Genomic DNA, 25424 nt, shown 5'->3' on the forward strand with positions numbered 1-25424 from the left:
GGCCGCCGGCAGTATGCGAGCTCCGCAGCGGGGTAAACGACGTCCGAAAGGCCACTGAGCAACACGAACAACACCGAAAGAGCCCCATATGGTCATCCCGCTTATGAAGCAGGCGGCAGATGAGCCGGGCACGGACGAGCAGGTCCCGCTGCACTGCGGCGCGGTCTGGGACGACGGCGCAGCGTGCGCCGTCGAGGCGCGCCGGGCGCTGCACGCGTTCCTGGCGCACGCGCCGTGTACCGGTCGCACGCCCGTGCCGGCCCCGCTGGCGATCGACGCCGAACTGGTCGTCAGTGAACTGGTCACCAACGCGATCCGGCACGCTCCCGGCCCCTGCGGGATGATCCTGCGGCTCTCCGGCGACGAACTCGCCATCACGGTGTGGGACACCTCCACCGAGCAGCCGGTGGTCAGGAAGCGCGACGGGCAGCGCTTCGGCGGCCACGGCATGCACGTCGTGCACACGGTCAGCAGCGAGGTCGCCGTCGCGCCCCTCGGCCGCGGCAAGCAGATCACCGCCTACCTGCGCCCCGCCCCGGGCGGTGGCCCCGGCGTCATGGGCGCGGTCGGCCCGGCCGCCTGACGCCCCCGACGAGACCCCCTCCCGGCCCCGGGTCACCACCCGGTGAGCAGCAGATGGTTGAGGAGCAGCGCGAGCACCGCCTGGGCGGTGAGCCAGGAGCGGGGGCGGGTGAGGAACGCGCAGGCCGGGAGCAGCCACACCACGAAGGGGAGCCAGATGCGTTCCGTCTCCGCCTTGCTCATGCCCGACAGGTCGGCGACCAGCAGGGCCAGGAGGGCGGCGGACACGAGGAACGCGAGGCGGACGCCCGCCGGGGGCGCGGTGTGGCGCCGGACCAGTACGGCCCCGGTCCGCCGCAGCCCCGCCGCCGTCGCCAGTCCCGTGATGAGCACCGTGCAGGCCAGGTTGGCCCACACCCAGTAGCCGTAGGGGCGGATGCCGCCCGCGCCCTGGGTGTAGCGCGTGACCAGCAGGTGGTAGGCCTCCCACCAGTCGAAGCCCGCGAGGGTGAATGCCGCGGGGACCACGGTCAGTCCGGCGAGCAGCGGCACCAGCAGGGCCGGGCGCTCCCGGACCCCGTGACGGCCGAGCACCAGGACCGCCGCCGCGATCAGCGCGACGAGGGTCAGGCCGTACGACAGGTAGCAGGTCAGGCCGAACAGCAGCCCGGACGCGCCCGCCCACCCCGGGGATCTCCGGGTGGCCGCGAGGGCGAGCAGGGCCACCGCCCACGCCGCCACCGCCGCGAAGTACGCGTCCGCCGAGGTGCCCATCCACACGGCCGCCGGGGCCAGGACCAGGAAGGGGGCCGCCCGGCGGGCCAGTGCCTCGTCGGACAGGGCGCGGAGCGTGATCAGCACGGCCACACAGGCCGTCGCGCCGACGGTGATGCACCACATCCCGGCCCAGCCCCCGCCCCGTAGCCCGATCCGGTCGAGCAGCACGAAGGTGAGCGTGGCGGCGGGCGGGTGCCCGGCGACGTGGGCGGGCCAGTTGTCGGGTGAGTCGAGCAGGATGTGCCGGGTGAAGTCCCGCAGCGCTGCCGGGATGTCCTGGAAGCGGTCGATGACCTGGAGGTACTCGTAGCGGGTGGTGAGCCTGCGCGCGATGCCCCGGTCCCAGCCGTCGATCAGCGCGAGGGAGAGGATCCAGGCCGTCGAGGCCCCCCAGGTCACCGGCAGCAGGGCGCGCCAGGGGAGGCGGGCCGCGAGCAGGGGGCCGTACGCCACCACGGCGACCGCCACGAGCACGGCCGCAGGGGTGCCGGGGCCCACGTGGGGCCCCCAGGAGGCGAGGAGCGGGGACCAGTCGACGAACAGCGTCCCGCGGGTGTCCTCGATGTGGCGGCCGGCCGCCACGGCCACCGCCACGAGTACAGCGGCGGCCCCGGCGGCGTACAGGTCGCGGCGCAGACGGCCGGGAGGCTCGCAGTCGCGGGTCCGTGCGGGGGAGAGCAGGGTGCGGATCACACCGGCACGCTAGGCCGCACGGCCGGTCACGGGCCGCCGACCGGGCCCGATGTCAGCGTTTCGTCATGGGTCGCGCACCCTTTCGCGGGGCTCTCGCGGCCTACCGTCGGCTCATGCGAGACGATCCACGCGATCCGCGGCTTCCCACGTCCCCCGGCTTCTGGCGCAGCCCTCTGCGCGGCCCCCGGTTCACCTCGGTGCTGGGCCTCGTCCTCCTGGCCGGCATCACGGTGCTGTTCGTGACGGGACTTCTCTCGTACGCCGCCTACAACCCGAACCTCTCGCCGGTCAACGACAAGACGCCGGACAAGGGGATCCTCGGCTTCTACCTCTTCGCCTGGCCGACCGACCCGCACTGGCTGTACCGGCTGAACCAGGGCGTCCACGTCACCCTCGGCATCACCCTGGTCCCCGTCCTGCTCGCCAAGCTGTGGTCCGTCGTGCCGAGGCTGTTCACCCTGCCGCCGGCCCGCTCGCTCGCGCACGCCCTGGAGCGGGTCTCACTGCTGCTGCTGGTCGGCGGCGGACTGTTCGAGTTCGTCACGGGCGTCCTCAATGTCCAGCTCGACTACGTCTTCCCCGGCTCGTTCTACCCCCTGCACTTCTACGGTGCCTGGGTGTTCTTCGCGGCCTTCGTGGCCCACGCGCTGCTGAAGACGCCCACGGCACTGCGCAATCTGCGGCGGCTGCGCGAGGAGAAGGACGACCTGGTCGCCCCGCGCCCCGCCGAGCCGACCGTCTCCCGGCGGGGCGCCCTGTGGTTCGTCGGGGGCGGCTCGCTGCTGCTGTTCGTCACGACCGTGGGGCAGAACTTCGGCGGCCCGCTGCGGCGCACCGCCCTCCTCGCCCCGCACGGCGGCGGGGAACCCGGCAGCGGCCCGAACGGCTTCCAGATCAACAAGACCGCCGCGTACGCCGGGATCGACACGGCGGAAACAGCCGAGGACGCCTGGCGCCTCGTCGTGACGGGGCGTTCGGGCACAATCCGTCTCAGCCGCGCCCAGCTCGCCGGACTGCCCTTGCACAGCTCGGCGTCGCCCATCGCCTGCGTGGAGGGCTGGTCCACGCCGGACCAGTGGTGGCGCGGGGTGCGGCTGCGCGACCTCGCGGCCCTCGTCGGGTACGAGGACGACCCGCCGGACGTGTTCGTCGAGTCCCTCCAGCGCCACGGCGCCTTCCGGAAGGCCGCCCTGCGCGCCAACCAGGTGGCCGACCCGCGGTCCCTGCTCGCCCTGTACGTCAACGGCGAGGAACTGTCCCCCGACCACGGCCACCCGGCCAGGATCATCGTGCCAGCGGCCCCCGGTGTGCTGAACACCAAGTGGGTGGCCCGGATGACGTTCGGAGACCTGTGATGCGAGGACGCTTCGCCGTCGGCAGCCCCCTGCAGATCCTGCTGCTGGCCTGCTCGTTCGCCCTCGCGGTCTACGCGGGAGTGCGCCTGCTCGCCGGCGACTGGCTCGGCGTGGCGCTGTGGGTCGTGGGCGCCGCGGTGCTGCACGACCTGGTGCTGCTGCCCCTGTACGCGGCGGCGGACCGGGCGGTCGCAGGGGGGCTCGGCCGGGTCCGCCGCCGGGAGTGGACGATGTACGTGCGGGTACCGGCTGCCCTCTCCGGGCTGCTCCTCCTCGTGTGGTTCCCGCTGATCAGCGGCATGGTGGAGGAGCGCTACCGGTCCGCGACCGGCCTGCCGCCGGAGGTGTTCCTCACGCGCTGGCTGCTGATCACGGCGGTCCTCTTCGCAGGCTCGGCGCTGCTGCTGGCGCTGCGGCTGCGCAGCGCGGCGAAGCGCCGTCCGCCGGCCGTCCACTGAGCCTCCCGCTCCCAGTGGCCCCGTGCGTACCGCAGCAGCGCTCGGGTGCCGAGCCGGGCCCAGGGAAAAGGGGCGCCCGAGGTGGCGTGGGCGTCGGTGATGTGGACCCGCACCCGCTCGTCGACATCCGTGGGGGCGGTCTCGGCGATCAGCAGACCGGCCGGGCGCAGAAGCCCGGCGACCCGTTCCAGCAGGGCGCTCGGGTCGCCCCCGATGCCGATGTTGCCGTCCATGAGCAGAACGGTGTCCCAGCGGCCCGCGCCGGGCAGCTGCTCGAACACCGACCGCCGCAGCGCCTGGCCCCCGAGCCGGACGGTGTGCTCCACCGCGGCCTCGCTGACGTCGATGCCGAGGGCGGCACGTCCCCGAGCGGCCAGTTCCGCCACGAGCCGCCCGGGCCCGCACCCCACGTCCAGCACGGCCCCCTCGCACCGGTCCAGCACGTCCCGGTCGACCGGGTCGGCCCGGGCGCACCAGCGTTCCACCTCCAGAGGCAGCAGCCAGCCGTCGGTGCGCCGCAGGAACAGGGGGCCGCGGCCGGCGCGCAGAGCGGCGTCGTAGGGGTCGGCGGCGGCCCAGGCCAGGGCCGTGGCGGGCGGGGCGCTCATCGAGGGCCGACCGGAGGCGACACCGGCTCGGCGACCGGCTCCGCGACCGGTTCCGCGACCGGTTCCGCGATCGGCTCCGCAGCGGGCGAACAGCGGGCCAGCCGGGCCGCGAAGCGACCTCGCGGGACGAGCGCGGCGACCGCGTGGGCGTCGGGGGCGGTGTCCACGTCCCGCAGCGTCGGCAGGTCGCGCACGCGCAACCCCGCGGCGACCAGCCGCTCCCGCTGCACGGCGCCCGTCTCCGGCGTCGACATGGGCACACCCCGCAGCAGGGCGGGGTCCGGGCAGGCCAGGCCGAGGGCCCAGAAGCCGCCGTCCTGCGCCGGGCCGAACCAGGCGTCGCAGCCGGCGAAGTCGACGGTGAGCAGTCCGGGGGTCACCTGCGGGGTGTCCATGCCGATGAGCAGGGCCGGACCGGCGCAGCGCGCGAACGCCCGCGCCAGCCGCTCGTCCAGACCGCCCGCGCACTGGGCCACGACGTCGAAGCCGGGCGGCAGCCAGGGGCCGGGGGCGCCGTCGAGCACGAGGACGCGCCGGGTGGCGGGGGTGGCGGCCACGGCGTGCAGCGTGTCCGCGAGGGCCGCTTCCGCCAGTTCGGCCGCCTGTCCGGGCGTGAAGGGCGGCGTGAGCCGTGTCTTCACCCGGCCCGGCCGCGGCTCCTTGGCGATGACGAGGAGCGTGGTCAACGGACGGTTCCCCCTTCGGGCGCGGGCGTCTCGGCCAGCACACGGCTCATGTCCCGAACGGCCTGCCAGGTACCGCGCCACGTGCCCGTCACCTTTGAGGCCCCGGTGCGCGGCAGATACGGCACGTCGTGCTCGGCGATCCGCCAGCCCGCGTCGGCCGCGCGGACGACCATCTGGAGCGGATAGCCACTGCGCCGGTCGCTGAGACCGAGGCCGAGCAGCGGCTCCCGGCGGGCGGCGCGCAGCGGGCCGAGGTCGTGCAGACGCAGCCCGGTGCGGCGGCGCAGCATCCGCGCGAGCGCGAGGTTCCCGGCCCGGGCATGCGGCGGCCATGCGCCCCGCCCCTGCGGACGCCGCCGCCCGAGCACCAGGTCGGCCGCGCCCTCGCGCACCTCGCGCACGAAGGGGACCAGGAGCCCCGGGTCGAGGGAGGCGTCGCAGTCGCAGAAACACACCACCTGGGCGGTGGCGGCCGTCAGTCCGGCATGGCAGGCCGCGCCGAAGCCCCGCCGCGGCTCGTGCACCACGGTCGCGCCCCACGCGCGGGCGACCCCGGCCGAACCATCAGTGGAACCGTTGTCGACGACGAGTGCGCGCCAGCCCGGCGGAATCCGTTCGAGCACCCAGGGAAGGGCCTCGGCCTCGTTCAGGCAGGGCAGCACCACGTCGACGTCAGAGGGTGTCGTCGTCACGGTTTCACCCTACGAACGCGAACCGGACAAACCGGACGACCGCTCCTTACGAAACGCGGACGTCGAGGCCGGAGCGGTGCCCGGACTCCCCGGCGGTGGCGGCGCGGTGCCAGGCTGGAGGCATGCACCAGCAGCCGTACGAACTCCCCGGGACCGCGGACGGGGCCCGCAGGATCCTGGTCGTCGACGACGATCCGACCGTCGCCGAGGTCGTCGCCGGATATCTGGATCGCGCCGGTTACACCGTGGACCGCGCCGACGACGGCCCGACCGCCCTCGCCCGCGCCGCCGCGCACCGGCCGGACCTGGTGGTGCTCGACCTGATGCTGCCCGGCATGGACGGTCTGGAGGTGTGCCGGCGGATCCGCGGCCGAGGCCCCGTGCCTGTCATCATGCTGACCGCCCGAGGCGACGAGGACGACCGCATCCTGGGCCTGGAGGTCGGCGCGGACGACTACGTCACCAAGCCCTTCAGCCCCCGCGAGCTCGTCCTGCGCGTCGAGTCGGTGCTGCGCCGCAGCCGCCCCGCCGTCACCGGGAACCGCTTGGGGACGGCCGGTCTGACGGTCGAACCGGCGGCCCGCAAGGCCACCAAGAACGGCATCGGACTCGCCCTCACTCTCCGGGAGTTCGACCTGCTCTCCTTCTTCCTGCGGCACCCGGGGCGGGCCTTCGGGCGCGAGGACCTGATGCGCGAGGTCTGGGGATGGGACTTCGGCGACCTGTCGACCGTCACGGTCCACGTCCGCCGCCTGCGCGGCAAGGTCGAGGACGATCCCGCCCGGCCTCGCCTGATCCAGACCGTCTGGGGCGTGGGCTACCGCTTCGAACCCGGTGAACCCGGTGAAGCCGGTGAACCCGGTGAAGCCGGTGAACCCGGTGAAGCCGGTAAACCCGGTGAAGCCGGTAAACCCGGTGAACCAGGTGCACCCGGTGAAGGGGACGACTGACCGTGCGAGACAACCTCCTCATCGCCCTGTACGCGTTCGCCGGCGCCGCCGCGACGGGCCTGGCCGGAGCGGGTGCGCTGCGCCTGATCCGCCGCCGCTCGCTGACCGTCTCGCTCGCGGTGGTGGCGGCGGTCGGCGTCGTCGCGATGCTCGCGGGCACCCTCATCGTCGCCTGGGCGATGTTCCTGTCGCCGCACGACCTGACGGTCGTCACGACCGTCGTCGCCATGGCGGCCGTCGTCTCCCTGGCCACCGCGCTGCTGCTGGGCCGCTGGGTCGTGGCCCGCAGCCGTGAACTCGCCGCGGCCGCACGCTCCTTCGGCGACGGCGGGAACTTCGCCGCGCCCGGCGGCCCCGCCACGGCCGAACTCGCCGCGGTGAGCCGCGAGCTGGCCGCCACCAGCGCCAGACTCGCCGAGTCCCGGGAACGAGAACGCGCCCTGGAGACCTCCCGTCGGGAACTCGTCGCCTGGATCTCCCACGACCTGCGGACCCCGCTGGCCGGTCTGCGCGCCATGTCGGAGGCGCTGGAGGACGGCGTCGCCGCCGACCCGAACCGCTATCTCCGGCAGATGCGGACCGAGGTCGAACGCCTCAACGGCATGGTCGGCGACCTCTTCGAACTCTCCCGCATCCACGCCGGGACCCTGGCCCTGACGCCCACCCGGATCTCCCTGTACGACCTGGTCGGCGACGCGCTCGCCGGGGTCGACCCGCTCGCCCGCGAGCACGGGGTGCGGCTGGTGGGCGGCCGCATCGAGCCGGTGCCGGTGGAGGTGGACGGCAAGGAGATGAGCCGGGTGCTGGGCAACCTGCTGGTCAACGCGATCCGCCGGACCCCGGCCGACGGCACGGTCGCGATCGCCGCCGAGCGTTCTCCCGAGGGCGTCGTGCTGTCGGTGACGGACGGCTGCGGTGGCATCCCGGAGGAGGACCTGCCCCGCGTCTTCGACACCGGCTGGCGCGGCACACACGCCCGGACGCCCCCGGCGGGCGCCGGCCTGGGCCTCGCCATCGTCCGCGGCATCGTGGAGGCCCACCAGGGCCGGACCGGCGTACGCAACATCCCCGGGGGCTGCCGCTTCGAGGTGGTCCTGCCGACGGCGGCGTCCTGAAGACGAGCTGAGCCCACGCCGCATCGGTCGCGGCGCGCCGACGCGGGCGAGCCCAGCGCCTCCGTTTCCGGTGGGACCGCTGCCGCGTGCGAGTGCGCGGGTTTCGCGGCGGAACGTCCGTCGCGTGCCGGCGCCCGGCAGCGCTGCACCGTCTTGGTCGAGAAGCTCTCGATCGCCATGGGACTGGCTTCGCGGCGGCCGCCGCGGTCCGAGCGGCTACGCGCCCCGCATCCCCGCTCGTGCGAACTCCGTCATGCCCTCCTGGAAGCCGGACTCCGGCTTCCACCACAGCTCCGCCCGCAGCCGCGACGAGTCCGCGGTGATGTGCCGTACGTCGCCGAGCCGGTACTCGCCCGTGACGACCGGCTCGGGCCCGCCGTACGCGGCGGCCAGAGCCCGCGCCATCTCGCCGACGGTGTGAGGGTCGCCGCTGCCCGTGTTGTACGCGGTGAGCGCACCCGGCGCGGCCCGTGCCTCCAGCGCCACGGCGTTCGCCGCCGCCACGTCCCGGACGTGCACGAAGTCCCTGCGCTGCCGCCCGTCCTCGAACACCCGCGGAGCCTCGCCGCGGGCGAGCGCGGAGCGGAAGAAGGAGGCGACTCCGGCGTAGGGGGTGTCCCGGGGCATGCCGGGTCCGTACACGTTGTGGTAGCGCAACGACACCGCCGACCCGCCGGTACAGCGGGCCCAGGAGGCGGCCAGATGCTCCTGCGCGAGCTTGGTCGTCGCGTACACGTTCCGCGGATCGGCCGGGGCGTCCTCACGGACCAGCCCGGGGGCGAGGTCCTCCCCGCACACGGGGCACGCGGGCTCGAACCGGCCCGCGCCGAGATCGGCCACCGCCCGCGGCCCGGGCCTCACCACCCCGTGCCGCGCACACTCGTACCGCCCCTCGCCGTAGACGACCATCGACCCGGCGAGCACGAGGGCCCTCACTCCCGCCTCCGCCATGGCCGCGAGCAGCACGGCCGTCCCCAGGTCGTTGTGCGAGACGTAGTCCGCCGCGTCGGCGACCCCGTCGCCGAGCCCGACCTTCGCGGCCTGGTGGCACACGGCGTCCACACCGGCCAGGGCACGGCGCACCGCCGCGGCGTCCCGCACATCGGCCGCGGAATCCTCCCGCACGTCGAACACGACCGCCTCGTGCCCCCGCTCCCGCAGGGTGGCGACCACGTGAGACCCGATGAATCCGGCACCGCCGGTGACCAGTACGCGCATACGGGCACGCTAGGCGCCCACGGCCGCCGCCTCACGGGAACGCGGCCGCACGTCATGACTCCGTAAGACGGGCGCGGGTGCGCCGAACCGCAACAAACCGGGCCCGCCGCGAGACCCTGCACCCATGACAGCTCCCTCCGCACCCGATGCGGCCCCTCGCTTCGACGACCTGAGCGCCCTCTACATCAACTGCACCCTCAAACCGTCCCCGCAGCGCAGCCACACCCAGGGCCTGATCGACAAGAGCCGGTCGGTCATGGAGAGCGCCGGAGTGACCACGGACCTGATCCGCGCCGTCGACCACGACATCGCGACCGGCGTCTACCCGGACATGACGGAGCACGGCTTCGCCACGGACGCCTGGCCGGCGCTGTACGAGAAGGTCATGGCGGCGGACATCCTGGTCCTGGCCGGCCCCATCTGGCTGGGCGACAACAGCTCCGTCACCAAGCAGGTCATCGAGCGCCTCTACGCCTGCTCCTCGCTGCTCAACTCCCAGGGCCAGTACGCCTACTACGGCCGCGTCGGCGGCTGCCTCATCACCGGCAACGAGGACGGCGTCAAGCACTGCGCGATGAACGTCCTCTACAGCCTCCAGCACCTCGGCTACACGATCCCGCCGCAGGCGGACGCCGGCTGGATCGGCGCGGCCGGCCCCGGGCCGTCGTACCTGGACCCCGACTCCGGCGGCCCGGAGAACGAATTCACCAACCGCAACACCAGCTTCATGACCTGGAACCTCATGCACATCGCGGCCCTGCTGAAGCGCGCCGGCGGGGTCCCCGCCCACGGCAACCAGCGCTCGCAGTGGGACGCCGGCTGCCGCCCCAGCGCGGACAATCCGGAGCACCGCTGACCAGGCGGGGCGGATATCGGGGGTGCCTGTCCTTACGCGATTTCCTACGCGCTGCTGACGCGAGGTCGGAACCAGTGGTCGTCCCTCGTCCCAGCGGCCACGGTGTTCCCACCTGACACAGGAACGGAAGGGCGCGTACGGCTCGTCGCTGAAGGCGGGGTCTCAGGCTTCAGGCTGCGCGAACTCGGTCTCCTTCGCCGTGATGATCCGGGCGCCCATGTTGCGTTCCATCATCTCCAGGGCCGCGGACGCCAGGTGGGGGTGGATGGAGGCGACGGCGTCCCTCGGCACCGTCACCTCCAGGTGGCGGATGTGCGCGTCCAAGGCGGAGTAGAGGACGCACTGCTCGGTGACCTGGCCGGTCATCACCACGTGTCCGACGCCCAGGCTCCACAGGAGGTAGGACAACGGCGTCTCGAAGAACACCGAGTGGCGGGCCTTCATGACGAAGAGCGACCGGTCGTCGGGCCGGATCGGCTCGATCAGGTGGGCGTGCCGTTGGGACAGGGCAGCGTCCAGCAGCTCTCCGTGGTGCGAACGCCACAATCCGAAGTTGTCGTTCACGTAGATCACGGGGACGTCCGCCTCCCTGGCCCGGCCGAGCAGCTCGGTCAGGACCGGCACGATCTGCTCCACGGACGGCACGAGGAGTTCGGCGTCCTCGTGCTCGTACGTGTTGATCATGTCGATCACGATCAGAGCCGACCGCCTCGGGTCTGCGCCTCGTTCCATGCCCTCCGCCCTTCCGTCCGGTGCTGTCGTTCAGGGGATGCGGGGGCGCTCTGGTCGCGGAGGAAGTCGGAGCATCTGAATCTCCCGTGTGGTGCGTGTGGTGCGGGTTCCGGGAACGTACAGCTGAGTACCCGGCGGCGCGGCGGGCGTAACAACCTGCGCGGATGTCGTCAGTCGGTGATGACGGCGTCGCGGGGGCCCTTGGCGGGGCCCTTGGTCAGCATGGTCGGGCAGGCCGGTGTCCAGTCCAGCCGACTGGCACGGATCGCCCTCTCGGAGAGCCCCTCGTTCACCGGAAGGGGCGCGGAAGCGGCCCCGCCCGGAGTCGCCGCCGGAACCCGTCACGTCGCGGCCAGAACCTGTCCGCAAGCCCCGCTACCGTGCAGCGCATGACGAACACCAAGCGGAGCGTCACCGGCACGGCACCCCTGCTCGGCACGCGGGCCCTCAACCGCGCGACCCTCGACCGGCAGCTGCTCCTGCGCCCCGCCCGGCTCTCCGTCGTGGCGGCCGTCGAGCACCTGCTCGGGCTCCAGGCGCAGAACGTCAAGCCTCCGTACTACGCGCTCGCCGCCCGGCTCGACGGGTTCGCCCCCGAGGCGCTGTCGCGACCGATGGCGGACCGCGAGGTCGTTCGGATCGTCACGATGCGCTCCACCATCCACACCCACACCGCGGACGACTGCCTCACCCTGCGGCCGCTGGTGCAGCCCGCCCGGGACCGGGAGCTGGTCACCTTCCGCGCCGGACTCGCCGGTGTCGACCTGGACCGTCTCGCCGGGCTCGCCCGCGAACTCGTCGAGGCCGAGCCCCGCACCATGACGCAACTGCGCGAGGCCCTGCTCCGGGAGTGGCCCGGCGCCGATCCGCAGGCCCTGGCCGTCGCGGCTCGCTGCCGCCTCCCGCTCGTGCAGGTGACGCCGCGCGGCCTGTGGGGGCGGAGCGGACAGGTCAGGCTCACCACGGCCGAGCACTGGCTCGGCCGTCCCGCGGAGCCGGCCCCCACCCCCGACTCCGTCGTCCTGCGCTACCTCGCCGCCTTCGGCCCGGCCTCCGTGAAGGACATGCAGGCCTGGGCGGGCATGACCCGCCTGCGCGACGCCTTCGAGCGCCTCCGGCCGCAGCTCCTGACCTTCCGGGACGACACCGGCGTCGAACTCTTCGACCTCCCCGACGCCCCCCGCCCCGACCCGGACAGCCCGGCACCGCCGCGCTTCCTCCCCGAGTTCGACAACCTGCTGCTCTCACACGCCGACCGCACCCGCGTCGTCCCGCCCGAGCACCGCGGCCGCTCCTGGAAGGGGAACATGGCCTACCGCACGCTCCTCGTCGACGGCTTCCTCGCCGGGCTGTGGCGACTGGAGGAGGACGCGCTCGTGATCGAACCCTTCGACCGCCTCACCCGGAGCCGGCGGGACGACGTTGCCGCCGAGGGGGAACGGATGCTGCGCGTCATGCACCCGGAGTCGTCGTACGACATCCGGTTCGCGGCCGTACGGACCTAGAAGGCCACGGTCGTGGAAGGCCGCTCCACGACATGGAGAGGGGGCGTTGCGGGCCGCTCGTGGAGGCCCGCAACGCCCCCTGGTCTTTCACCTGAGGGTTACTCAGGAGCTAGTGCCCGGTCAGGAGTTGACCTGCGTCGTGACCAGGTTGGAGAAGGTGGTCAGCCGGGTGTAGACACCGGGGTAACCGGCCTGGGCGCAGCCTTCGCCCCAGGAAGTGATGCCTGCCAGGACGCCCCCGATGAGCAGGGGGCCGCCGCTGTCGCCCTGGCAGGTGTCCACGCCACCGGAGGTGTATCCGGCGCACACCATGTCGCTCTTCACGTAGTCGGAGCCGTAGGAGCTCGCGCAGCTGGAGTCGGACACGGTGGGTACGGTCGCGGTGCGCAGCTGGTTGGAGCTGCTGCCGTTCGAGGAGGTGGTGCCCCAGCCGAGGATGCGGGCCGTGGCGCCGGCCGCGTACACCGAGGTCTGGGAGGAGGAGACGTACTTCGCCGGGGTGTACGGCATCGACGTCGACAGCGTCAGCACGGCCACGTCGTCGCCGTTGGTGGCGTCGGTGTAGCTCGGGTGGATCCATATCTTGCTGACTCTGCTGACCGTGCCGTTGGTGCCGTTGAGGTAGGTGCGGCCACCGACGACGCGCACACTGCTCGTGGTCTCGCCGACCATGCAGTGCGCGGCGGTGACGACCTTCGTGGGCGAGACCAGGGTGCCGCCGCAGAACTGGTTCTGCGAGGCGTCCGTGATCTGCATGACGAACGGATACGCGGACGTCGTGGTCGTGGTGCCGCCGACGATCGGCTGGGGCGCGGCGACGGCCGTGGGGGCGGCGAGCAGAGCGGTCGTGGCGGCTGCGGCGGTCGCCGCGGCTACGGCGGCGGCCTTCTTGGCAATGCTGAGCCCGAACATGGGTCTCCTTGGGGAGTTGCCGGTGGGGGGTCGCGCGGGTGGTGGTGCACGGGGACCCTGACGCCGTTGTTCGGATCTCCGTGTGCCCGGCGAGCGGCACGTCCCAAAGCTAGAGCCCGGACGGGCGGGCTCCCAATGAGGGAACCCCCTAAGGGAGTTGGGCAGGGATAACCCTCGGTCCGGTCGAATAAACCCAGGTGGGGTCAGGTCGTTCGGCGGCCCGCCGCCAGCCGGACGATGTCCACCCGGGAGCGGATGCCGAGCTTGCGGTAGACCCGGGTGAGGGTCGCCTCGACGGTCTTGACGCTGATGAACAGGCGCGCCGCGATCTCCCGGTTGGTCGCGCCCTCCATCACCAGCGAGGCGACCTGACGCTCCATCGCGGCGAGGCCCTCCAGCGCGTCGAGGGCGACGGCCGGCGTGGCGGCGGCCGGTTCCACCGCCGCGGGACCCGCCGTGGCGGCCGCGTCGACCTGCCGCAGCCAGGGCAGCGCGCGGCAGCGCCGGAAGAGCCGGGCGGCCTCGTCGTACGACGCCGGTCCCGGCAGGGGCCTGGCACCGGCTCGCGGGGAGACGGCGGCCTGGGCGCGCAGCCGGGCCAGCGCGAAGGCCGCCCGGGCCTCCTCCAGGCCGTACCCGAGCCGGCCGAGCCGGTCCTGCACGGACGTCAACCGGGCGACGGCGGCCTCGTGTTCGCCGCGTGCCGCCCGCACCAGCGCCTCGGCCCGGTCGAGGACGGCCAGCACGCTCTGCCGGCCCAGCCGCAGCGCGTGCGCCCGGGTCGTGTCGATGACGTCCTGCGCCTCGCCCGGTTCGCCGATGCGGACCAGGGCCTCGGCGAGGTCGCCGTGCCAGCGGCCGCGCCCGGGGTCGTTGATGCCGAGCCCCTGCTCCAGCTCCCGTACCCGGCGCAGCGAACGGACGGTGGCGGCCGGGTCGCCGGCCACCAACTGGGCGTAGCCCAGCGCCGCGAGGGCCCGGGAGAGGTACATCTGGTCGCCGTCGACCTCGGCGTGGTCGGCCGCCTCCCGGGCCAGGGCCAGGGCCCGGTCGACGTCCCCGGCGGAGGCCTCCGCGAGGGAGGCGAGCATGGCCGAGGCGCCCTCGCCGATCCCGGAGTCCCGGGCCAGCCGCAGGCTCTCGCGGGCCAGGTCCAGGGCCCGGCCGCAGTGCCCGGAGCGCAGTTCCGTGTCGGCGAGGAAGCGCAGGAAGTGCACCTCGCTCTCGACCATGCCGCGCCGGCGCACCTCGCGCAGCAGCGCGGTGATCGTCGCCCGCGCCTCGGGCAGCTGGTCGCTCATGATCAGCCAGCGGAACCGGGCCGACCCGGCGCCGTTGTGGTGGCAGGCCACATAGGGGTCCTGGGGTTCCATCAGCGCCCGCTTGACGGTCACGGGCGCGTCCGGGTGCCCCATCAGGGTCTCGGTGGAGGCCTGGAAGGACAGCGCCATCAGCTCGCTGCGCCGGTCCCCGCCCCGGGCGGCCAGCTCCGCCGCGTGCGCGGCCTCCTGGCGGGCCTCGGCGAAGTCGCCCTCGACGACCAGGCCGCGCCAGGCCAGCTGGTAGTGGACCTGGGCGAGCAGGCGCGGATCGTCGCCCGCGTCGGCCAGGACCTGCGGGAAGACGGCGTCGACGTCGCCGAGAGCCTGGCCGGCCGCCTCGATGACCACCATCCAGGCCCGCACCCGCTCGGTGGGCACGGTGGCACGCGTCAGTACGTCACGCGCGATGTCCCGGGCCAGATCGGCCTCGCCGGCGGTGATCGCGTCCTCCGCGGCCTGCAGACGCCGCTCGTCGGGGCCCGGGGTGCTGTCCACCGGGGTGTGCCGGGCGGCGAGCAGCCCGAGCGAGGCGGCCACGGAGGGGGCCCCGCGGTCGCGGGCCAGCGCACCGGCCTCGGCGAGCCGGGCGGCCACGTCCGGGTCGGTACCGGTGGTCGCCAGGGCCAGGTGCCGGGCCCGCTCGATCGGGTCGGAGGCCGCCGTGGACAGCGCGGCGTGCACGGCCCGCCGCTCCTGTGCCGGGGCCTCGGCATAGAGGGCCGCCGAGATCAGGGGGTGCGCGAACCGCAGGGCCGGTGCCTCGGGGTCCGTGGCCAGCAGGCCCAGCGCCGCCGCCTGGGCCGTCTCGGCCTCGGCGTGCTCCCGCCCGGCCGCGTGCAGCAGCGCCAGCGTGGGACGGGCACCGGCACTGGCGACGAGGAGGGTGCGGCGCGCCTCGTCGGACAGCATCTCCAGCCGGCTCAGCACCAGGGCCCGCAGCGAGGTGGGCACGGGCAGCGGCTCGCCCGGCCGGGGGCGGGCCGGGCTCTCGGCAAGGGCCCGGCCCAGTTCCAGCGCGAAGAGCGGGTTGCCGCCGCTGGTGCGGTGGATGTCGCGGACCGTGGAGCGGGACAGGGGGGTGTAGCCGCGGTGGTCGAGCAGTGCCGAGACCTGCGTACGGGTCAGCGGGCCCAGCCGGACGGCGAGCGTGTCGGGCGGGGACGCCGGCAGGTGGCGGTCGTACTCCTGGCCCTCGGTCCGCACCGCGCACAGCATCTGCACGGGCGTGTCGCCCAGCCGGCGGGCCGCGAAGCCGAGCAGTTCCGCACTGGCGGCGTCCAGCCACTGGAGGTCGTCGGCGACCACCAGCACCGGCCCCTTCGCGGCGAGGACGCGCAGCGCCGACAGCACCGCCAGGCGCAGCGCGAGCCCGTCCCGCTGGAGCGTGGACTCGCCGCGGCCGGTGAGCGCCGACTCCAGTGCGGTGCGCTGGGCGCCGGGCAGCGCGCCGGACACGTCGTCGAGGACCAGTCCGAACAGGTCGGCCAGGGCCAGGAAGGGCAGGTGGGATTCGGACTCGGTCGCCGAGCAGCGCAACACCGTCCGGTCCGCGCCCCCGTAATCCGCCGCCAGCGCCCGCAGCACCGTCGACTTTCCAATTCCGGCGGGGCCGTGGAGCAGCACACTGCCCCCTCGGCCGAGCTGCTCACGCGCCGACGTGAACAGGTCCTCCCGGCCGATGACCAGGTCGGGGCGGCTTCTGGGAGGCTCCTGGAAGTCCCGTCGCACGGTCACCGCTCCCCTCCCTGTGTCGTGTCCTGGCCAATATTAGGCAACAGTTCTTTGAATTTCGGAGGGACGGGGTCGTGAGGGAAATAACAACGCGTACCGGCGGACGAATTCATCGGACTCCCGAATGCGGCGGAACACGAGGCCGGCACCCCGTCGGGAACCTCGGCGGATCGAACGAGCGGGCGCAACGGAAAGCAGCACAAAACTACGGCAACCACCCCGCCCGGCGCGCGGCGACCACGGCCTCGCCGCGGGTACCGGACCGCAGCTTCCGCATGGCCGACCGCAGATACCCCTTGACGGTCTCCGGCGTCACACCCAGGCGCTTCGCGGCGACCGCGTTCGTCGCCCCCGCCGCCACACACGCCAGCACGTCCACCTCGCGCGGCGCGAGCCGGATCCGGGGCGGCCCGGCGGACTCGGCCGTCAGCAACGCGCACGCGCCGAGCAGCTCCGCGCGCAGCTCCGGGTCGGCGATCCGCGGCGCCAGTGCCCGCAGGGCCGTGTGCGCCTCCCGCACCTGCTCCCACCCCGGGCCCGTCCCGGCACCGGCACCGGCCGCGGCCTCGGCGGCGAGCGTGCGGGCCTCGTCCCGGACCACCAGCGCCCGCTCCAGGTCCCGCGCCGCCTCCACGGCCACGTCCAGCATCCGCCCGCCCAGCGGCAGGGCCGCGCGCAGCGCCCCGTACAGCACCCCGCGCACCCGGTGGCGCACCACCACCGGCACGGCCAGCACCGAGCGGAGCCCCTCCGCGGCCACCGGGGCGTCGTACTCGTGGCTGATCTGCCGCGACGCCGAGTAGTCCGTCACCACGCACGGCCGGGACAGTGCCACCGTCTTGCCGCCGAGACCGGTGCCGGACGTCACCGCCAGCGAACGCAGGGCGTGCGTCGCCGTGCCGCTCAGTTCGCTGATGCGCATCTGCTGCCCGGCCTCCATCAGCCCGCCGAACGCGATCGGAAGGCCGGTGCCCCGCCGCAGGCGCAGCAGCGCGTTGTGTATCTCGACCGCGTCGGCCGCGTCCGTCGTCACCTGATCGCCCCTTCACTACGGCTCCTGTGCGGGCGCACCCCCCGTTCGGGGGTAGTGAGACCTGCATCACGGATTACACGATGGCTGAGAGCCGCCCGGCAATGGTCCGGTACCCAGGAGGACAGATGACATCGGCGACGGAGCTGTTCCGCGAGGCGCGGGATTTCCTGCTGGAACACCGAGACGACTACCCCACCGCCTACGCGGGCTTCCGCTGGCCCCGCCCCGAGTACTTCAACTGGGCGCTCGACTGGTTCGACGTGATCGCCCACGGCAACGCCCGCACCGCCCTGCACCTGGTCGAGGAGGACGGCCGTGAGACCCGGCTGTCCTTCGGGGAGATGTCGGTGCGGTCGGCGCAGTTCGCCACCTGGCTGCGCGACCGGGGCGTGCGGGCCGAGGACCGGATCCTCGTCATGCTCGGCAACCAGGCGGAACTGTGGATCACCGCCCTCGCCGCGATGAAACTGCGCGCGGTGGTCATCCCGGCCACCCCGCTGCTCGGCCCGGCCGACCTGCGCGACCGGGTCGAGCGCGGCCGGGTCCGGCACGTCATCGCGCGCCCCGAGGACACCGGGAAGTTCGCCGAGGTCCCCGGCGACTACACGCGCATCGCCGCGGGCGCCGCAGGCGAGGTGCCGGACGGCTGGCTGCCGCTGGACGACGCCTACGAGGCCTCCGCCGACTTCACCCCCGAGAGCCCGACCCGGGCCGACGACCCGCTGATGCTCTACTTCACCTCGGGCACCACCGCCCGGCCCAAGCTCGTCGAGCACACCCACACGTCGTACCCGATCGGCCATCTGTCGACCATGTACTGGATCGGCCTGAAACCCGGCGACGTGCATCTGAACATCTCCTCACCCGGCTGGGCCAAGCACGCCTGGTCCAATCTCTTCGCCCCGTGGAACGCCGAGGCGACGGTCTTCCTGCACAACTACACGCGTTTCGACGCCGCTCGTCTCATGACGGAGATGGACCGGGCGGGCGTCACCACCTTCTGCGCCCCGCCGACCGTGTGGCGCATGCTCATCCAGGCCGACCTGACGCAGCTGCGCACCCCGCCCCGCGAGGTCGTCGCGGCAGGCGAACCGCTCAACCCCGAGGTCATCGAGCAGGTCCGCCGCGCCTGGCACCTCACCATCCGGGACGGCTTCGGCCAGACCGAGACGGCCGTCCAGGTCGCCAACAGCCCCGGCCAGCCGCTCAAGACCGGTTCGATGGGCCGGCCGAGCCCCGGCTACCGCGTCGAACTCCTCGACCCCGTCTCCGGCGCGCCGGGCGCCACGGAGGGCGAGATCGCACTCGACCTGTCGGAGCGCCCCGTCGGCCTGATGACCGGCTACCACGGCGACGCGGACCGTACGACGGAGGCGATGGCCGGCGGCTACTACCGCACGGGTGACGTCGCCTCCCGGGACGACGAGGGCTACCTGACGTACATCGGGCGCAGCGACGACGTCTTCAAGGCCTCCGACTACAAGATCAGCCCGTTCGAGCTGGAGAGCGCGCTGCTGGAGCACGAGGCGGTCGCCGAGGCGGCGGTCGTGCCCGCTCCGGACGAACTGCGGCTCGCCGTCCCCAAGGCGTACGTCGTGCTGGCCGAGGGCTGGGAGCCCGGCCCCGGCACCGCCAAGGCCCTGTTCGAGCACTCCCGCGAGGCCCTGGCCCCCTACAAGCGCATCCGCCGCCTGGAGTTCGGCGAGCTGCCCAAGACCGTTTCCGGCAAGATCCGCCGGATCGAGCTGCGTGAGGCCACGGCGGCCGGGTCGGACGCCGAGTACCGCGAGGAGGACTTCCGGTGAACTCCTACAGCCACGGCACCGGCGCGACGGCGCTGCTCGGCGACACCATCGGGGCCAATCTGGACCGGGCTGTGGCGGCCTGGCCGGACCGCGAGGCCCTGGTCGACGTGCCCTCCGGACGGCGCTGGACGTACGCCGAGTTCGGCGCGGCGGTCGACGAACTCGCCTCCGCCCTGCACGCCTGCGGCGTCGCCAAGGGCGACCGGGTGGGCATCTGGGCCGTCAACTGCCCCGAGTGGGTGCTCGTCCAGTACGCCACCGCCCGCATCGGCGCGATCATGGTGAACATCAACCCGGCGTACCGCACCCACGAGGTGGAGTACGTCCTGAAGCAGGCGGGCGTGTCCCTGCTGTTCGCCTCCCTCAGTCACAAGACCAGCGACTACCGGGCGATGGTCGAGCAAGTGCGCGGCGGTGTCCCGGAGTTGCGGGAGGTGGTCTACTTCGGCGACCCGGGCTGGGAGGCGCTGCTGGGCCGGGCGACCGCCGACGCGGTGTACGCGGAACTCTCCTGCGACGACCCGATCAACATCCAGTACACGTCGGGCACGACGGGCTTCCCGAAGGGCGCGACCCTCTCCCACCACAACATCCTCAACAACGGCTATTTCGTGGGTGAGTCGATCGCCTACAGCGAGCAGGACAGAATCTGCATTCCCGTCCCGTTCTATCACTGTTTCGGCATGGTCATGGGGAATCTGGCCGCCACCTCGCACGGCGCCTGCATGGTCGTCCCCGCCCCGTCCTTCGACCCGAAGGCCACCCTGGACGCGGTCCAGCAGGAGCGCTGCACCTCGCTCTACGGCGTCCCGACCATGTTCATCGCGGAGCTGAACCTCCCCGACTTCGCCTCCTACGACCTCTCCTCCCTGCGCACCGGCATCATGGCGGGCTCGCCCTGCCCGGTGGAGGTGATGAAGCGGGTGGTCGCCGAGATGCACATGGCGGAGGTCTCCATCTGCTACGGCATGACCGAGACGTCCCCGGTGTCGCTGCAGACCCGCAGGGACGACGACCTGGAGCACCGCACCGGCACGGTCGGCCGGGTCCTGCCGCACATCGAGGTCAAGATCGTCGACCCGGCGACGGGAGTCACCCGACCCCGCGGCACGGCAGGGGAGTTGTGCACCCGCGGCTACAGCGTGATGCTCGGCTACTGGAACGAGCCGGAGAAGACCGCCGAGTCCGTCGACGCCGGCCGCTGGATGCACACGGGCGACCTCGCCGTGATGCGCGAGGACGGCTATGTCGAGATCGTCGGCCGCATCAAGGACATGATCATCCGGGGCGGGGAGAACATCTACCCCCGCGAGATCGAGGAGTTCCTCTACGGCCATCCCAAGATCCAGGACGTCCAGGTCGTCGGCGTCCCGCACGAGCGCTACGGCGAGGAGGTCCTGGCCTGCGTCATCGCCCGCGACCCGGCCGACCCGCCGACGCTGGAGGAGGTCCGGGCCTTCTGTGCGGGGCAGTTGGCGCACTACAAGGTCCCGAGCGGGGTGCGGATCCTCGACTCCTTCCCGATGACGGTGTCGGGGAAGGTGCGCAAGGTGGAGCTGCGGGAGAGGTTCGCGGACGGCTGAGGGGCGCGGCCGCCGGTCACAGCGGTGCGCGCATGCACACCCGCGGCCAGCGGTCCAGGCCGTGCGCCGCCTCCGTCGCGCGGATCGCGCGGAGGCCGGGCGTGAGGTCCGCCTCGGGGAGGGGCCGGAAGCCGAGGCGGGCGTAGTACGGGGCGTTCCACGGGACGTCCGTGAAGGTGGTCAGCGTCAGGGCCGTCAGGCCCTCCTCGCGGGCGCGGTCGGCGGCGTGGGCCAGGAGGGCGCGGCCCACGCCCCGGCGGGCGGCGCGTGGGTGGACCGAGACCTGCTCGATGTGCAGGGCACCGTCCACGGGTTCGGCGAGGAGGTAGGCGGCCGGCAGGTCCCCCTCGTCCACCGCGACCCAGCAGCGGCCCGCCCGGCGGTAGCGCTCCAGTACGTCGAGCGCGGGCGGTTCGTCGTCCGCGATCTCCGGCATGCCGAGGTCGCGGAAGGGGGCTCCGGCGGCCCCTTCGAGGTCCTGGAGGGCCGGGAGTTCGGCTCGGGTGGCGAGGCGGATACGCATGCGGTGAGTATGCGGGGCCATCGAGTCCGGGGCAGGGCGCTCCGCTACCCGGTGCCGGTGGCGGCCAGCGTCTCGGCCGGGGCGTTCACCGGCCTCGGGGTGCCGGTGAGGTCCAGCACGAACAGCGGGACGCCGAGGGCGTCGGCGCGGGCCCGGGCGTCGTCGGCGTACCCGGCGAGGGAGAAGTAGAGGCAGTCCGCGGACTCCGTCATGGCCGTCAGCCACAGGCACTCCACGTCCCGCAGGCTCGCCGGGCGCACCGCCGGATCCACCTGGGCGACGACACCGCGGGCGGCGAGACCGATGCCGGAGGGCGGACGCTGGTCAGCCCTGCGCACGCCCCGGTAGCCGAGCCAGCGCAGATACAGGGCGGCGGCCGTGACGGCATCGCGCGCGGTACGGATCGTGACGGAGAGGAAGGGGGGCCGGGCCGAACGCGCCTCGGCGACGCCGGCCGCGGCATCTCGCGGGCCGTGGTGCGTGTCGTGCGTCCCGGGCGTGCGGTGCCGGTCGGCTGTGCGCTTCCGGTCGGGCCGGTCGGGCTGGTGGGCTGCGCCCTGCTGGTCGGGCTGGTCGGCTGCGCCCTCCTGGCCGGGCGGGCCTTTTTGGCCGGCCGCACCGCTCCGGTCGTTGCCCGGGCCCTGGGCGACTGCCGTTCCGCGCACCGTGCGGTCCTGGTCGGTCTCCGGTTCCTGGGCGGCTGCCGTGCGGTCCTGGTCGGTCTTCGGTTCCTGGGCGGCTGCCGTGCGGTCCTGGTCGGTCTCCGGGCCCTGGGCGGCTGCCGTTCCGCTCCCGTCACCCGCCGCGGCCCGCCCCGCTGATCCCTGTTCCGTCACCACCGTCACCCGCAGCACCACCCCGCACGCGCACCCCACCTCCGGGCGCGGCCACTCCCCGCGCCGCCCGCAGGAGCCGCACCGCACCGCCACCCAGTCGTCCTGCCAGACCCGATGCGATACGGGCGTCGCCGAGCCGTCGCGGTCCAGGGGCGGGGCGACCGGCGCGCCGCACACGCAGGGGTACGCCGGTGCCGTGTAGCGGTGCTCGCGGCGGCAGGCCGGGCAGCGCACCGGAACGGTCTCGGGCATGTCCACTCCAGAACCGTGTCGTATCGGGACAGCGTGCCCATCGTGCTCCCTCGGGCCCCGGCCTGTCCGGCGCTTGCCGTCTCTTGACGCCCTTCGCCCACCCCACATACATTCATTCCAGATCGTAGAAAACAATTTCCGCAATACGGAAGAGCTCACCGCGGGGCGCGACGGGAGTGCGAATCCGACAGCCGAAGCAGGAGTACTCGATGGCTCGAATGACCGCTGCCCGCGCGGCAGTTGAGATCCTCAAGCGCGAGGGCATCGCCGACGCGTTCGGTGTCCCCGGCGCGGCGATCAACCCGTTCTACGCGGCGCTCAAAGCCTCCGGCGGCATCGCCCACACCCTCGCCCGGCACGTCGAGGGCGCCTCGCACATGGCGGAGGGCTACACCCGCACCCACCCGGGCAACATCGGTGTCTGCATCGGCACCTCGGGCCCGGCCGGCACCGACATGATCACGGGCCTGTACTCCGCGATCGGTGATTCCATCCCGATCCTGTGCATCACCGGCCAGGCCCCGACCGCCGTGATCCACAAGGAGGACTTCCAGGCCGTCGACATCGCCTCCATCGCCAAGCCGGTCACGAAGATGGCCGTCACGGTGCTGGAGGCCGCGCAGGTCCCGGGCGTCTTCCAGCAGGCCTTCCACCTGATGCGCTCCGGCCGCCCCGGCCCGGTCCTCATCGATCTGCCGATCGACGTCCAGCTCACGGAGATCGAGTTCGACCCGGAGACGTACGAGCCGCTCCCGGTCTACAAGCCCGCCGCGTCCCGCGCCCAGATCGAGAAGGCCATCGGGATGCTGAACGCGTCCGAGCGGCCGCTGATCGTCGCGGGCGGCGGCATCATCAACGCCGACGCGGCCGAACTCCTCGTCGAATTCGCCGAACTGACGGGCACTCCGGTCGTCCCGACCCTGATGGGCTGGGGCCTGCTGCCCGACGACCACGAGCTGAACGCCGGCATGGTGGGCCTGCAGACCTCGCACCGCTACGGCAACGCGACCTTCCTGGAGTCCGACTTCGTCCTCGGTATCGGCAACCGCTGGGCCAACCGCCACACCGGCAACCTCAACGTCTACACGGCCGGACGGACGTTCGTGCACGTCGACATCGAGCCCACCCAGATCGGCAAGATCTTCGCCCCGGACTACGGCATCGCCTCCGACGCCAAGGCCGCCCTGGAACTGTTCGTCGAGGTCGCCCGCGAGCTGAAGGCGGACGGCAGGCTGCCCGACCGTTCCGCGTGGGCCGAGGCCGCGCAGGAGCGCAAGGCGAGCCTCCAGCGCCGTACGCACTTCGACGACATCCCGATCAAGCCGCAGCGCGTCTACGAGGAGATGAACAAGGCCTTCGGCCCGGAGACCCGGTACGTCTCCACCATCGGCCTCTCGCAGATCGCCGGTGCCCAGATGCTGCACGTCTACCGGCCCCGGCACTGGATCAACTGCGGCCAGGCCGGCCCGCTCGGCTGGACCATCCCGGCCGCGCTCGGCGTCGCCAAGGCCGACCCGGAGGCGTCCGTCGTCGCCCTCTCCGGCGACTACGACTTCCAGTTCATGCTGGAGGAACTCGCCGTCGGCGCGCAGCACCGGATCCCCTACGTCCACGTCCTGGTGAACAACTCCTACTTGGGCCTGATCCGGCAGGCGCAGCGGGCGTTCGAGATCGACTTCCAGGTCAACCTGGAATTTGAGAACCTCAACTCCCCGGAGCTCGGCGTCTACGGCGTCGACCACGTCAAGGTCGCCGAGGGCCTCGGCTGCAAGGCGATCCGCGTCACCGACCCCGCTGAGCTGGGCGACGCCTTCGAGCAGGCCAAGAAGCTGGCCGCGGAGCACCGGGTCCCGGTCGTCGTCGAGGCGATCCTGGAGCGCGTCACCAACATCTCCATGTCGACGACCAACGACATCGGCAACGTCGTGGAGTTCGAGGAGATCGCCACGGAGCCGGGCCATGCGCCGACGTCGATCAAGCCGCTGAAGGTCTGAGACCCACGCGGCAGGAGGGGCGGCCCGTCCGGGAGGACGGGCCGCCCCTCACACGTTCCCGGCCCCCTCGAAGGGCGTCGGCCACCTCACTCGCCGCCTCCGCTTCCACCGCCCCCGCCGCAGGAGAGGAAGGCGCCGCCACCGCTGTTCGTACCGCGCTGTGAGTCCTTGAGGAGGGCCGCGGCGCCCACCTCGGCCCGGCGGACCAGACCCGCCCGCAGGGCGAACCGCGGTACCAGCAGCCGCAGGGCGGCCTCGCCGTGCAGGGCGACCAGCAGCAGCCGTTCGTGGTCGGTCAGGCCGTGCCGGCTCGCCGGCAGGGGGTGCTCGTGCCACAGGGCCCGGACGTGGCGCCGGGCGGCGCGGGTCGCGCCGAGCAGGGGATGGCGCAGCAGGCCCGCCTCCGCGAGCGGGATGCGCATGACGGCCACCGCGAGGCGGACCTCGGGATCCTTCACCAAGGCCTTCGGAGCCGCGGGCGCGCGCAGGCAGGCGTGCACCGCGGCCGCGAGGGGAGAAGGCGGCAGCACCGCGTCCACGGCCCCCACCGCGGCCGCGAGGGGAGAAGGCGGCAGCACGGCGTCCACGGCCCCCACCGCGGCCGCGAGGGGAGAAGGCGGCAGCACGGCGTCCACGGCCCCCACGGCGTCCGCGACGCATGCCCGGATCGTCCCGGGCAGGTCCGGCTCCACCAGGCCCCGCAGATGCAGGTCCACCACGGCGACGGTGACGGCGGCCCGCGGGCCTTGACCCAGCAGTGCGATCTCGTGCGGCTCCAGCCGGACCGCCGTACCGTCGCTCATGGCTTCACCCCCGTACCGGGGCCCGCCGCCCCCGTGCCGACGGGCCCCGTGTGACGAGAATGTGCCCGGCCCCGGGGGCGGTTGAAGCCCCCGGGGCCGGGTTCAGAGCTTGATTTGAGGGTTCCGTGCGGGCTGTACGACCGGTGCCGTAGGCGCGCTCACGCCTCGTCGTGCTCCGACAGCCCCGGCCATTCGTCCGGCCCGCCGCCCTGCCACTCCACGAGGTCGCTCTCCGCGACGTCCGTGACGTACAGGTCGGCCAGCCGCAGGATCTCGGCGACGTCATCGGTGTGGGTGGCGAGGCCCAGCGGCTCCTCGCCCAGGGTGACCCGGCGGGAGCCGTCCAGGGCGGGGGCGTGGACCACGACATGCGGTTGCTCGGTGGGAGGTGCCATGCCCCCAGGCTGCTGCGAACGGGACCGATCCGCACCCTGGGAACGGCTGGCCGTCCGGCGGCGCGAGG

At 73.2% G+C, this 25424-nt stretch carries 22 protein-coding genes; 9 read left to right on the top strand and 13 right to left on the bottom strand.

The genetic code is table 11. The annotated features are described in order from the left end of the window. Nucleotides 1-103: 103 nt before the first annotated feature. The gene (locus QOL88_RS31515; RefSeq protein ID WP_283445914.1) at nucleotides 104-583 is read left to right on the top strand and encodes an ATP-binding protein; all 480 of its coding nucleotides are present in this window, start codon (nucleotides 104-106) and stop codon (nucleotides 581-583) included. Nucleotides 584-615: 32 nt separating this feature from the next. Here the strand turns inward: QOL88_RS31515 and QOL88_RS31520 are convergent, their stop codons facing one another. Next, entirely contained in the window at nucleotides 616-1992 is a 1377-nt protein-coding gene (locus tag QOL88_RS31520) for a hypothetical protein (RefSeq protein ID WP_373559318.1), read from the bottom strand. 113 nt (nucleotides 1993-2105) lie between these two features. On the opposite strand from QOL88_RS31520, the gene QOL88_RS31525 reads away from it, so the two are divergent. Next, a complete protein-coding gene (locus QOL88_RS31525; RefSeq protein WP_097221671.1) occupies nucleotides 2106-3347 on the top strand; it encodes a molybdopterin-dependent oxidoreductase in 1242 nt (413 codons plus the stop codon). Between the two features lie 313 nt (nucleotides 3348-3660). Here the strand turns inward: QOL88_RS31525 and QOL88_RS31530 are convergent, their stop codons facing one another. The 3 genes from QOL88_RS31530 to QOL88_RS31540 are packed head-to-tail and all read right to left on the bottom strand — an operon-like array spanning nucleotide 3661 to nucleotide 5791. Beyond that, nucleotides 3661-4413 (bottom strand): class I SAM-dependent methyltransferase, encoded by a 753-nt coding sequence (locus QOL88_RS31530; RefSeq protein ID WP_097221672.1) that lies wholly within the window; start codon nucleotides 4411-4413, stop codon nucleotides 3661-3663. Then, on the bottom strand, nucleotides 4410-5099 hold the full coding sequence (locus tag QOL88_RS31535) for a TIGR04282 family arsenosugar biosynthesis glycosyltransferase (protein ID WP_097221673.1): 690 nt from the start codon (nucleotides 5097-5099) through the stop codon (nucleotides 4410-4412). Before QOL88_RS31535 ends, QOL88_RS31530 begins: the two co-directional genes overlap by 4 nt. After that, the gene (locus QOL88_RS31540; protein WP_097221674.1) at nucleotides 5096-5791 is read right to left on the bottom strand and encodes a glycosyltransferase family 2 protein; all 696 of its coding nucleotides are present in this window, start codon (nucleotides 5789-5791) and stop codon (nucleotides 5096-5098) included. Before QOL88_RS31540 ends, QOL88_RS31535 begins: the two co-directional genes overlap by 4 nt. 122 nt (nucleotides 5792-5913) lie before the next feature. Here QOL88_RS31540 and QOL88_RS31545 point away from each other — a divergent pair, with 122 nt between their 5' ends. Together QOL88_RS31545 and QOL88_RS31550 are read left to right on the top strand one after the other, a co-directional pair. Further along, the gene (locus QOL88_RS31545) at nucleotides 5914-6741 is read left to right on the top strand and encodes a response regulator (RefSeq protein WP_097221675.1); all 828 of its coding nucleotides are present in this window, start codon (nucleotides 5914-5916) and stop codon (nucleotides 6739-6741) included. Nucleotides 6742-6743: 2 nt separating this feature from the next. After that, on the top strand, nucleotides 6744-7856 hold the full coding sequence (locus QOL88_RS31550) for a sensor histidine kinase (RefSeq protein WP_097221676.1): 1113 nt from the start codon (nucleotides 6744-6746) through the stop codon (nucleotides 7854-7856). 216 nt (nucleotides 7857-8072) lie between these two features. On the opposite strand, the gene QOL88_RS31555 is transcribed toward QOL88_RS31550, so the two are convergent. Then, entirely contained in the window at nucleotides 8073-9074 is a 1002-nt protein-coding gene (locus QOL88_RS31555; protein WP_097221677.1) for an NAD-dependent epimerase/dehydratase family protein, read from the bottom strand. 124 nt (nucleotides 9075-9198) lie between these two features. On the opposite strand from QOL88_RS31555, the gene QOL88_RS31560 reads away from it, so the two are divergent. Next, nucleotides 9199-9930 carry a flavodoxin family protein gene (locus tag QOL88_RS31560; RefSeq protein WP_097221678.1) on the top strand — a complete coding sequence of 244 codons (732 nt, stop codon included), beginning with the start codon at nucleotides 9199-9201 and terminating at the stop codon, nucleotides 9928-9930. A gap of 162 nt (nucleotides 9931-10092) precedes the next feature. Here QOL88_RS31560 and QOL88_RS31565 read toward each other — a convergent pair whose 3' ends face one another. Next, complete coding sequence (locus QOL88_RS31565) at nucleotides 10093-10662, bottom strand: cysteine hydrolase family protein (RefSeq protein ID WP_097221679.1); 570 nt, start codon at nucleotides 10660-10662, stop codon at nucleotides 10093-10095. A gap of 389 nt (nucleotides 10663-11051) precedes the next feature. On the opposite strand from QOL88_RS31565, the gene QOL88_RS31570 reads away from it, so the two are divergent. Next, nucleotides 11052-12167 (top strand): winged helix DNA-binding domain-containing protein, encoded by a 1116-nt coding sequence (locus QOL88_RS31570; protein ID WP_097221680.1) that lies wholly within the window; start codon nucleotides 11052-11054, stop codon nucleotides 12165-12167. A gap of 120 nt (nucleotides 12168-12287) precedes the next feature. Here QOL88_RS31570 and QOL88_RS31575 read toward each other — a convergent pair whose 3' ends face one another. The 3 genes from QOL88_RS31575 to QOL88_RS31585 form a co-directional block, all read right to left on the bottom strand. Continuing rightward, complete coding sequence (locus QOL88_RS31575) at nucleotides 12288-13079, bottom strand: S1 family peptidase (protein ID WP_097221681.1); 792 nt, start codon at nucleotides 13077-13079, stop codon at nucleotides 12288-12290. A 203-nt stretch (nucleotides 13080-13282) separates the two neighbouring features. Continuing rightward, nucleotides 13283-16135, bottom strand: a complete 2853-nt coding sequence (locus QOL88_RS31580) for a helix-turn-helix transcriptional regulator (RefSeq protein ID WP_097221682.1) — start codon at nucleotides 16133-16135, stop codon at nucleotides 13283-13285. 202 nt (nucleotides 16136-16337) lie between these two features. Further along, on the bottom strand, nucleotides 16338-17165 hold the full coding sequence (locus QOL88_RS31585) for a helix-turn-helix transcriptional regulator (protein WP_097221683.1): 828 nt from the start codon (nucleotides 17163-17165) through the stop codon (nucleotides 16338-16340). Nucleotides 17166-17290: 125 nt separating this feature from the next. Here QOL88_RS31585 and QOL88_RS31590 point away from each other — a divergent pair, with 125 nt between their 5' ends. Beyond that, the gene (locus tag QOL88_RS31590) at nucleotides 17291-18970 is read left to right on the top strand and encodes an AMP-binding protein (protein WP_097221684.1); all 1680 of its coding nucleotides are present in this window, start codon (nucleotides 17291-17293) and stop codon (nucleotides 18968-18970) included. After that, entirely contained in the window at nucleotides 18967-20553 is a 1587-nt protein-coding gene (locus tag QOL88_RS31595; protein WP_097221685.1) for an AMP-binding protein, read from the top strand. Before QOL88_RS31590 ends, QOL88_RS31595 begins: the two co-directional genes overlap by 4 nt. Before the next feature lie 16 nt (nucleotides 20554-20569). Here QOL88_RS31595 and QOL88_RS31600 read toward each other — a convergent pair whose 3' ends face one another. Together QOL88_RS31600 and QOL88_RS38970 are read right to left on the bottom strand one after the other, a co-directional pair. Further along, nucleotides 20570-21076: a GNAT family N-acetyltransferase gene (locus tag QOL88_RS31600; RefSeq protein ID WP_097221686.1), complete on the bottom strand. Its 507-nt coding sequence runs from the start codon at nucleotides 21074-21076 to the stop codon at nucleotides 20570-20572. A 44-nt stretch (nucleotides 21077-21120) separates the two neighbouring features. Next, nucleotides 21121-22164 carry a hypothetical protein gene (locus QOL88_RS38970; RefSeq protein ID WP_101927790.1) on the bottom strand — a complete coding sequence of 348 codons (1044 nt, stop codon included), beginning with the start codon at nucleotides 22162-22164 and terminating at the stop codon, nucleotides 21121-21123. A 209-nt stretch (nucleotides 22165-22373) separates the two neighbouring features. On the opposite strand from QOL88_RS38970, the gene gcl reads away from it, so the two are divergent. Beyond that, a complete protein-coding gene (gene gcl / locus QOL88_RS31615; RefSeq protein ID WP_097221687.1) occupies nucleotides 22374-24158 on the top strand; it encodes a glyoxylate carboligase in 1785 nt (594 codons plus the stop codon). Nucleotides 24159-24244: 86 nt separating this feature from the next. On the opposite strand, the gene QOL88_RS31620 is transcribed toward gcl, so the two are convergent. Further along, on the bottom strand, nucleotides 24245-24961 hold the full coding sequence (locus QOL88_RS31620; RefSeq protein ID WP_097221688.1) for a TIGR04222 domain-containing membrane protein: 717 nt from the start codon (nucleotides 24959-24961) through the stop codon (nucleotides 24245-24247). Between the two features lie 158 nt (nucleotides 24962-25119). Then, on the bottom strand, nucleotides 25120-25356 hold the full coding sequence (locus QOL88_RS31625) for a hypothetical protein (RefSeq protein ID WP_179879014.1): 237 nt from the start codon (nucleotides 25354-25356) through the stop codon (nucleotides 25120-25122). Nucleotides 25357-25424 lie beyond the last annotated feature (68 nt).

This window comes from Streptomyces sp. Ag82_O1-12 (assembly GCF_900182715.1).
In the GTDB taxonomy this organism is placed as follows: Bacteria; Actinomycetota; Actinomycetes; order Streptomycetales; family Streptomycetaceae; genus Streptomyces; species Streptomyces massasporeus.

What these genes read in the sequence shown, in the direction of transcription:
- QOL88_RS31620 (WP_097221688.1), bottom strand. Translation starts at nt 24,961, where the DNA reads ATGAGCGACGGTACGGCGGTCCGGCTGGAGCCGCACGAGATCGCACTG.
- QOL88_RS31570 (WP_097221680.1), top strand. Translation starts at nt 11,052, where the DNA reads ATGACGAACACCAAGCGGAGCGTCACCGGCACGGCACCCCTGCTCGGC.
- QOL88_RS31555 (WP_097221677.1), bottom strand. Translation starts at nt 9,074, where the DNA reads ATGCGCGTACTGGTCACCGGCGGTGCCGGATTCATCGGGTCTCACGTG.
- QOL88_RS31560 (WP_097221678.1), top strand. Translation starts at nt 9,199, where the DNA reads ATGACAGCTCCCTCCGCACCCGATGCGGCCCCTCGCTTCGACGACCTG.
- QOL88_RS31565 (WP_097221679.1), bottom strand. Translation starts at nt 10,662, where the DNA reads ATGGAACGAGGCGCAGACCCGAGGCGGTCGGCTCTGATCGTGATCGAC.
- QOL88_RS31575 (WP_097221681.1), bottom strand. Translation starts at nt 13,079, where the DNA reads ATGTTCGGGCTCAGCATTGCCAAGAAGGCCGCCGCCGTAGCCGCGGCG.
- QOL88_RS38970 (WP_101927790.1), bottom strand. Translation starts at nt 22,164, where the DNA reads ATGCCCGAGACCGTTCCGGTGCGCTGCCCGGCCTGCCGCCGCGAGCAC.
- QOL88_RS31545 (WP_097221675.1), top strand. Translation starts at nt 5,914, where the DNA reads ATGCACCAGCAGCCGTACGAACTCCCCGGGACCGCGGACGGGGCCCGC.
- QOL88_RS31600 (WP_097221686.1), bottom strand. Translation starts at nt 21,076, where the DNA reads ATGCGTATCCGCCTCGCCACCCGAGCCGAACTCCCGGCCCTCCAGGAC.
- QOL88_RS31625 (WP_179879014.1), bottom strand. Translation starts at nt 25,356, where the DNA reads ATGGCACCTCCCACCGAGCAACCGCATGTCGTGGTCCACGCCCCCGCC.
- gcl (WP_097221687.1), top strand. Translation starts at nt 22,374, where the DNA reads ATGGCTCGAATGACCGCTGCCCGCGCGGCAGTTGAGATCCTCAAGCGC.
- QOL88_RS31590 (WP_097221684.1), top strand. Translation starts at nt 17,291, where the DNA reads ATGACATCGGCGACGGAGCTGTTCCGCGAGGCGCGGGATTTCCTGCTG.
- QOL88_RS31515 (WP_283445914.1), top strand. Translation starts at nt 104, where the DNA reads ATGAAGCAGGCGGCAGATGAGCCGGGCACGGACGAGCAGGTCCCGCTG.
- QOL88_RS31530 (WP_097221672.1), bottom strand. Translation starts at nt 4,413, where the DNA reads ATGAGCGCCCCGCCCGCCACGGCCCTGGCCTGGGCCGCCGCCGACCCC.
- QOL88_RS31525 (WP_097221671.1), top strand. Translation starts at nt 2,106, where the DNA reads ATGCGAGACGATCCACGCGATCCGCGGCTTCCCACGTCCCCCGGCTTC.